The sequence below is a fragment of the Acidobacteriota bacterium genome, from assembly GCA_040756905.1.
In the GTDB taxonomy this organism is placed as follows: Bacteria; Acidobacteriota; Aminicenantia; order JBFLYD01; family JBFLYD01; genus JBFLYD01.
Genome location: JBFLYD010000016.1, coordinates 1 through 8,568 on the forward strand (window position 1 = coordinate 1; position 8,568 = coordinate 8,568).

Below are 8,568 nucleotides of genomic sequence, written 5' to 3' on the forward strand. Positions count from 1 at the left end.
AAGTATATATCAATTATTGAAGCACATAAGAAGGTGCAATGTGGTTAGTACAGGAATGCCAGAATACGGTTCTTTTAGTGAATATAAGCATGGGTACTTATCAGGTGAGCTTATTTTAGGGTTGCTTAATGCAAGGCTAAAGCCTTGCCCTACATGTAACAATATTTTATGCGTTTGCTATAATTCATGTATTTAGACAATTTAATCAAATATCTTTCTGAAAAAACTGAAATCCAATCCAAATTTTTGAAGCTCCTCTTTCAGGTTGAAATAATTTTTTAAGATTCTATTGTGGTCAAAGGCTAAATTTTCAGGAATTTCATCCTTATTAAAAATTCCAATCTCAGATGCATCATCCTTTGCCTTCGCGGTTCCGAATCCTCTTGCAACAAAAACTACTGAAATTGTATGATGTCTTGGGTCTCGTTCAGGGTTAGAGTAAGTATGAAGCTGGGATAAAATTTCAATATCCAAGTTTGTCTCCTCTTTTGCTTCTCTTATTGCTGTATTCTCTGCAAATTCGCCGTATTCTATAAAACCTCCTGGGATTGCCCAACCATAGGGAGGATTTTTTCTTTTTATCAAAATGATTCCTTCTTTGTCTCCTTTTTTATATTCGATGATAATATCCACTGTGGGGAATGGATTCCTCGGCTTGTCTTTAGGTTCATATTTTACATTTGTTCTTCCCTTCATCTTTTCAGCTCCTTTAAAAAAATTACTATATTACAAATTAATCTATTTTTGGTAAGCAAGTAAAGTTTTGACAACCCTTCATCCAAAATCTATAATTAACTTCTAAATAGAGAGCACTAATGAAAGTAATGCTTTTGGTCCCACCAGGTGGTTATTTTGCAGAAAGATGGACTAAAGGGACTTTGATGCCAGCTTTGGGAATCCTCTATATTGCTGCATACCTTGAAAATAAAGGAATGGAAGTAAAAGTTGTTCCATCAGAAGTCCTGGAACTTAAATGGAGAGAAATTGAAAAAGAAATATCAAATTATAAACCAGATGTAGTGGGAGTGACCACAACAACAGAAAATAGATTTTTAGCTTTTGAGCTTATCAGGAGGTCAAAGAAAGTTTATCCTACTGCAAGAACAGTAATTGGTGGACCTCATGCGTCGATGGCAGCACAAGATGCGCTAGAACATATACCTGAACTTGATTTTGTTGTAAGGGGTGAAGGAGAGATTACTACGTACGAACTGGTAAAAGCACTGGAAAGCAAAAAGGAAGATTCATTGAGCAAAATTCCTGGAATATCATATAGAATAAATGGGAAGATTTTTATAAATCCTTCAAGATCTCCCCTCCATGATTTAGATTTACTTCCCTTTCCTGCAAGACATCTTATCCCGTATGAAAAATACAATTTCTATCTTGATGTTCCGGGAAAAGGAAAACTTCCTGCAGCCAATCTGATGACCTCGAGAGGATGCCCGTTTGAATGCAACTTCTGTGCAACACCGATAAACTGGGGAAGAATTGTTAGATCAATGAGTCCAGAAAAAGTGGTTGAAGAGATTGAATATGTCATTAATAGATACAATGCAAAGGCAATATGGTTTTACGATGATACCTTTAATTTTAACCCAAAAAGAGTTGAAAAAATATGCGACTTAATTATGGAAAGAGATTTAGATATCCAATGGACATGTGAACTAAGAATAGATGTGATGACGAAAGAACTCCTCTCCAAAATGAAAAAGGCAGGTCTCTATTATGTTTCATTCGGCGTTGAAGCTGGCTCGGAAAGAATAAGAAAAGAAATAATCAAAAAGAACATAAAACTTGAACATCTCTATAACATTGTGAGGTGGTGTAAAGAACTGGAGATTCTTTCCAATTGTTTTTTCATCTTCAGTCATCCCACTGAAACATGGCAAGAAGCAAAGGAAACAATCAATATAATTGAAAGACTAAAGAATGATTCTGAAATCTCAATTTCAATACTTCACATATATCCAGGAACAAACCTTGAAAAGAAAGCAAAGGAAATGGGAAAATTTCCTGAGGATTTTACATGGACGAAAAAAAAAGATAAAAGAATTATCACTCTTCCGGCAGCTCAGGGCTATGTTCCTCTTTTTCAGGACAAACTCTCATGGGCTGATATATCAGAACTTGTGTTTAGATGGTCTTTCTCAAAAAAAGGTATTTCTTATTTAAGAAAAATCCCGGTTACTCTGACATCGATAAATTCTCTCTCTGCTCTGAAAAGATATTTAATAATGTTTCTTGTATTTTTAAAGGTAAAAATATTAAAAATATATAAAAGTTAACTTTTTAAAAGTTTCTGAGGATTTTTATTTTCCATATCGAGCCTGATCGAATAAATGGTTGATTCTCCAGGTTCATCCATAGTAATTCCATAAAGATAATCAGCTTTTTCCATTGTTTTAAGGTTATGAGTTATAATTATAAATTGAGTATCATTTTTCATTTTTTCAATAAAATTCAGGTACCTTATAAGATTAGCATCATCTAAAGCCGCATCTACCTCATCAAATATACAAAATGGTGTTGGTCTGCATAAAAATAAAGCAAAGAGAAAAGCTAAAGATGCAAGAGCCTTCTCTCCACCGGAAAGAAGCATAAGACTCTGGAGCTTCTTTCCAGGTGGTTGAGCCCAAATTTCAATCCCACTTTCGAGGAGATTTTCTTCATCGATAACTTTCAAATCAGCTTCTCCTCCTTCAAAGAAAGTTGAAAAAGTCAGTTTAAAATTATCTCTTATCTTTTGAATGGTTTGATTGAGAAGCTCTCTGGATTCTGCATCAATTCTTTTTATAGCGTGGTTTGTAGATTCAATCGATTGAAGAATATCTTCCCTCTGTTTTTTCAAAAAGTTGAGCCTTTCTTTAACGCTTTTCATTTCATCTTCAGCAAGGAGATTCACAGCTCCAAATTTTTCAAGACTCTCTTTAGATTTTTTTAACTCCTCATGTAATTCTTCGATGGACCCCTCATAAGTTTTTGATGATTTTCCTGTAATCTCTTTAAGATTTAAAGCTGTTTCTTTCCATGCCATCTCCTCAAGGTTGACCCAGTCTCTTTCGTATTGAGCTTTTCTAATTTCTTCCTGAGATCTCTCCTGTCTTGCAATTTCTAATTTCTCTCTTAATTTATTAATCTCTTTTTCCACTTCCTGAGCTCTATTTTTCAATTCAAAAAGATTCTTTTCTCCTGAAGATATGTCATCTTTTAACTTTTGGGTTATATGCTCCAGTCCTTCAATTTCTTTTTCAAAACTTCTAATAATTTGATCTGCCTGCTCTATTTCCAATTTATTTTTTTCCACATCTGAATTTATGTGCTGAATTTTTTCATTTATTCCTGACAATCTTTTTGAAAATTCGCTTATTCGCCTTTTCGAAGATAATATTCTCTCAGATAGTAAAATCTTTTCACCCTTTCTTTTCGAAAGCTCATCTTGAATTTCTCTTATCTCCTTTTCCATCTCATCAATTTCTTTTTCTTTTTTAGAAATATTATCTGTTGAATCTCCAAGGGCATTTTCAAAATATATTAATGATTTTTCTGAGTGATCAATTTTTTCATTCAATTCATTCTGTTCTTTCTCAATCAGTTCTACTTCGATTTTCAATGTTTCTAATCTTTGAAGATTCTTTCTCTTATTGTTCAGTTCAGTGTTGTGTTTGAATTCGGCTTCGAGAGAAAGTTTTTCTAAATTCTTTAAATCTTCATTCAATGTGTTTAGCTCCTTCTCAATATCTAAAACATTAAATTCCATTGAACCTATTTCATTCTCCAGGGAATCTATCTCCTCATTCAAATTTACTAAAGTATTATTTAAATTTTTAACCTCTAATCTAAACGATAGCACATCTTCTTTCTCTCTTTTTTTTAAAAGCCCATGGCTTAACAATATATCCCCTTTTAAAGTGACATAATTAAAATCAGGCCATTTCTCCCATAATCGAAATGCATCTTCTATTTTTTCTACTACTATGGCATTTGGAAAAGAAAACTCTTCGTCTATTTCCTTCAATTTAATCATCAATACCGTAATAAATGCTTTATCTTCTTTTATATTATCCGGTATGATAACTTCTTCACTTTTTCTTGGAAAAATAAAAGCTCCTTTCACATTTTCAGAGGAAAGCCATTTTTTTCCCTCAGGAACATTTTTCATCAAATAAGCAGAAAGCTCATCTTTCAGTAAATTCTCAACAGGAGCATAATATCTTGCCTCGAGATCAAGAAAATCTATCATCCTACCTGAAGAGTAAAGAGCTGATTCATTAATTTTTTCTTTTACGGTGGATGAAAGAAAATCAACTCTCATTGAAATTTCAGATTTTTTAATTCTTTTTTCTTCAAGCTCATTCTGTTTTATCTTAAAAATTTCTAAAATTTCATTCTTTTTTTCTTCAAGATTTTTTATTTTCTCTAAAACCTTTTTTTTCTGAATCTTAAGATTTTCAATTGCATGATTAATTCTTTGAAGATTTAAAGAAATTTCTGACTCATTTATTGTTTTAATCTCCTCGTATAATTTCTCTTTTTGCTTTATGATATTTTCAAACTCTTTTCTATAGGCAGTCAGTGTATTTTTTATGCTGGAATGCTCGGAAAATTTTATCAAATTTTCTTTTTTCAGGTTTTCAAGCTCCTCTTTCACCACCACCAATCTCTCTGAATTTTGTTTGAGTTTATCTTCAAGAGCTTCAGCCTCAATACTTTTTATCTTTAGACTTTCTTCATTTCCCCTCTTTTCCTCTTCTGAATTAAATATTTCCATTACAATGACTTCCCTTTCTTTATTCAATTCATTAATGTTTTCCTCATATTTTTTTATGTTCTCCTCCAGGTAAGATTTTCTCTTTGATTCTTTCTCAACCTGGGAGATGCCTCTTTCCATTCTTGATTTCTTTTCATAATAATCATTCTGAATCTCTTTCAATTCATTTTCATTTTTGAAAATTAAACTTTTTAAATCAAAATAACTCTTTTCTCTGGATTTCAATTCAGCATGAATCTCTGTTTCTTTTTCAATGTATAACTCAATCTTTCTCCTCGAATTTTCAATCTCTTTCATCAAATCTGAAGATTTCAATTCATAATAAATTAAAGATAAATCTCTTATTCTCTCCCTTAACTCTTTGTACTTTCTCGCTGAGTAAACCTGACGCTGAAGGGAATTCTTCTGTCTTTCGGTCTCAACAATTAAATCCTCAATTCGATTGAGATTCTGTTCTGAGTCAATGAGCTTTGACTTTGCTTCTTTCTTTCTCTCTTTGTATTTTGAAATTTCTGCAGCCTCTTCAATTAAAGCTCTTTTCTCTTGAGGTTTTAAATTTACAAGAGAACCGATCGCACCCTGTTCGATCACAAAATATTCTTTTCCAGCTATTCCTAACTTCCATAACTCCTCCTGAATATCCTTCAGTCTGACTTTCTTCTCTCCCATTTTATATTCAGATTCTCCTGAGCGATAAAAAAGCCTCGATAGAGTCAATATCTCTTCTTTGCTATCTTCTGATAGAGTGATTGAGACCTCAGCCATCCCCATCGGGTCTTTTTTCTCACTACCGTTGAATATCACGTCTTCACTTTTCTCAGTCCTCAGGAATTTAATTCTACTTTCTCCAAGAGCCCACAATATTCCATCCACAATGTTACTCTTTCCACATCCGTTTGGCCCGACTATTGCAGTTACACCAGGATGAAAAGTTATCGTTGTTCTTTTTGGGAATGATTTGAAACCATGAAGCTCTATTTTCTTGATTCTCATAAATTATTGAATATTTTCCTCCTTTATAGTAAAAACAACCCATCCCATAGCTTTAAGGTCTTTTAAAAAATCTTTCTGCCAGCTAAAATCCTTATGCTCTTCGATAAATTTTTGAGCGATAAAATCTTTTCCACATGGATGACCCCAGTGAGCCCATATTGCCATTTTCCTAGCAAGGTCTGAATCAGCTACTTTCCCATCCATTGCTCCTTCTGGGTAAAAAGGAGGTTTCTTCCATGCAGGTTCACCCTTTGGATCCTCTTCTATATGGCCACAAAGAGTTCTTGCGGATGGGATTTCTTTTTTTAAAAATGTATCATAATGATCTCCAAGGTATTTCTTGGCTAAATCTATGTCAATTTTTCCATAATTCTCCTTTAACAATGCTTCCCACCTCTGATATCTTGAATAAGGACTTGTGGAGGAATCCTCATAATTAAATTTAGTTTCCTGCCTTACCTTATCATCTAAAGCTATGTTCGATCCCGCATAATAGCCATTGTTTGTTCGCCATATCTTATGATTTTTTAATCCTAACTCAAGCCTTGCAATTTCACCAGTTTTTACATCTCCTATAAGCCAGCCATTCGCATATCCGCCGTTATTGTCCTCAAGTATTATTTTTATCCATTCATCAATGGAGGAAGCATACTGGATTGCCTTTCTCACCCTTACAAATTCTGGAGTCTTAGATGGGTCAATATTCTCAAACCCTGTAATAGTTGTTTCTGTGACCATAAGTCCTGCTGAATTTATATAGAAATCTGAGCCACTGTGAATAAATCCTGCATAAGATTGCATTAAGATTCTATTTCCCTTTTCAGGTTTTAAATCCACTATGATGTTAAAAGGCATACCGGTGAAATAATCTATCCAGGTGTTATGGGCCATTACTATTTTATTATCTTTTGTGGCATCTCCTGTGGCAATAAACGCAGAACAGCTTCCGAATGGAAGAAAAGATTTATTCTCTACTTTTTTCTTTTTCTCTATCGAGGGAATATAATACCAGGCAGTTTCAATCCAGGAATTCAATGCCAGTATGTCCTCCCATTTTATTCTCTCTATACCCTTATCTCTCATTCCATCAGCTATTCCCATTATCTCCTGACGATATTCCTCTGGAACCTTTGGCCAGTAGATCTTTTCAGCTGTGTTTCTGAAAAATTTCCAGTCCTTTTTTGATACTTTCTCTGCATAAAATGAAACCGCATCGATTGCATCCTTTATTTCACTAGCAAGAAGAAAACCATGTTGATATCCAATGTTATAAGGAGGCCCCTCTAAATGCAAAAATACCCATCCATTTTTCTCAAATTTAGATGAACCTTTCAAATAATCCTGAGAATTGATGTATGAAATTAAAAAAAGAGTTGCCCCTGCAATTAATGTCAGTTTTAAGATTAATCTATTTTTAACCATCCTTACCTCCTATGGTGATAAATTCTTTATTACTCCAATGTTCTTGTCTTTCATCTATGCTTTAAATATAAAAATATATTCCATCCTTTAAATTTAAAAATTAAATTAATTTATAACCCAAAATAAGTCAACTAAAATTTATGTTTATTTCTTCTGGTGTTAAAATGTAACACAATTTATTCTGATTATTTTCTCTCGATCTTTACAAGTGAACTAACATTTTTCAATTTATAAAATCTTTTCAGATGATTGAGAAAATAATACTCTTCCCATCTATCCCCTAAATAGATCGGCCGCTTATCAATATTTTTCTCTATAAACTTTTGAATTTCTTTCTCGGGATTTTTGTACCTATGGATAAATGTATCTATCATCACTGCAATTTCCACATCTTCTCTTTTTTTATAAGTTTTTTGATAATAAAGAAGAGCCATGCCTGGGTTAAAATCAACTAAAATAATTGAATTAGGTTCTACTTCTTCAAATACCTCCTTTGAGTAATTCAATGCTCCATATTCTTTTGATTTATCTGGAATGAAAAAATATCTTATATTATTTCTATAGGACAATTCTCTAATTTTTATAATGTTTAAATTTAAATATTTATTAATTGTAGGAAATGAATAATACAATATCAGTGGAAAAAATATTAAAATAATTGAGATTAAATAATAAGAAATCTTAGAATAATTTTTTTTATAAAAAATTCCTCTTAAATAATCCATTAAATATTTAAATCCAAAACCAATAAATACAGAAAACATTAGATATGATGGAAGTAAAAGGGCAAACTGTCTTTGGAAAAAATATGCAGAAGAAAAAAGAATATCCAATACAAAAATAGATAAAAATCCAAAAAAAATTCTTTTGTTACATTTATGAAAATTAGAGATACCCATTACTCCTAATAAAAATCCAATCCCTGGAAATTGATAGAAAAGGTAAATTGGATATAAAAATATCTCTTTTAGACTTTTTTTTAGACTAAAATAGGTTTTAAAATGGTAAATTGTGTCGCTATACAAAGTTTTAAAAACTAAAACCGGGCCAGATTTCATAAGTAATAAAAAAATTAACGGTGATAAACTTACAACAAAGAAGATAATAAAGAGAAGGAAAATATTTATTCTATTGCTTTTAAAAAATCCTTTATTATAAAAAATTAAAAGAAGACCCGGAATGAATATTATCGAAATTGAGTGATTTAAAACGGAAAATCCCATAAAAATCATGAAAAGAATTAAATAGATTATTTTATGCATATTCCGATGAATCTGGCCACTGATTCTGATTGAAACCGGCCACCTGTCGGAGCGAAGTGACGCTGAATTTTCATTATACCTCAGAGTGGCTGGATTGAGTCAAGGATGACTTTCTTTTCC

Annotated in this window: 6 protein-coding genes; 2 read left to right on the top strand and 4 right to left on the bottom strand. The window is 32.3% G+C overall.

What is annotated here, in order from left to right; translation table 11 throughout:
- The coding region (locus AB1410_02165) for a hypothetical protein (GenBank protein MEW6455507.1) at positions 1-196 on the top strand (196 nt) is incomplete at its 5' end.
- A 5-nt stretch (positions 197-201) separates the two neighbouring features.
- Here the strand turns inward: AB1410_02165 and AB1410_02170 are convergent.
- Complete coding sequence (locus AB1410_02170; protein MEW6455508.1) at positions 202-696, bottom strand: NUDIX hydrolase; 495 nt, start codon at positions 694-696, stop codon at positions 202-204.
- Positions 697-815: 119 nt separating this feature from the next.
- On the opposite strand from AB1410_02170, the gene AB1410_02175 reads away from it, so the two are divergent.
- Positions 816-2,288, top strand: a complete 1,473-nt coding sequence (locus tag AB1410_02175; protein ID MEW6455509.1) for a radical SAM protein — start codon at positions 816-818, stop codon at positions 2,286-2,288.
- On the opposite strand, the gene smc is transcribed toward AB1410_02175, so the two are convergent.
- The 3 genes from smc to AB1410_02190 all read right to left on the bottom strand — a co-directional run bounded on the left by smc (position 2,285) and on the right by AB1410_02190 (position 8,085).
- On the bottom strand, positions 2,285-5,764 hold the full coding sequence (gene smc, locus AB1410_02180) for a chromosome segregation protein SMC (protein MEW6455510.1): 3,480 nt from the start codon (positions 5,762-5,764) through the stop codon (positions 2,285-2,287). The genes AB1410_02175 and smc overlap by 4 nt on opposite strands.
- Positions 5,765-5,767: 3 nt before the next feature.
- Complete coding sequence (locus AB1410_02185) at positions 5,768-7,186, bottom strand: C45 family peptidase (GenBank protein ID MEW6455511.1); 1,419 nt, start codon at positions 7,184-7,186, stop codon at positions 5,768-5,770.
- 185 nt (positions 7,187-7,371) lie between these two features.
- Positions 7,372-8,085 (bottom strand): hypothetical protein, encoded by a 714-nt coding sequence (locus AB1410_02190; protein ID MEW6455512.1) that lies wholly within the window; start codon positions 8,083-8,085, stop codon positions 7,372-7,374.
- Positions 8,086-8,568: the final 483 nt, after the last annotated feature.

Coding starts and splice junctions, on each gene's coding strand:
- AB1410_02170 (MEW6455508.1), bottom strand. CDS start 696: ATGAAGGGAAGAACAAATGTAAAATATGAACCTAAAGACAAGCCGAGG.
- AB1410_02175 (MEW6455509.1), top strand. CDS start 816: ATGAAAGTAATGCTTTTGGTCCCACCAGGTGGTTATTTTGCAGAAAGA.
- smc (MEW6455510.1), bottom strand. CDS start 5,764: ATGAGAATCAAGAAAATAGAGCTTCATGGTTTCAAATCATTCCCAAAA.
- AB1410_02185 (MEW6455511.1), bottom strand. CDS start 7,186: ATGGTTAAAAATAGATTAATCTTAAAACTGACATTAATTGCAGGGGCA.
- AB1410_02190 (MEW6455512.1), bottom strand. CDS start 8,085: ATGGGTATCTCTAATTTTCATAAATGTAACAAAAGAATTTTTTTTGGA.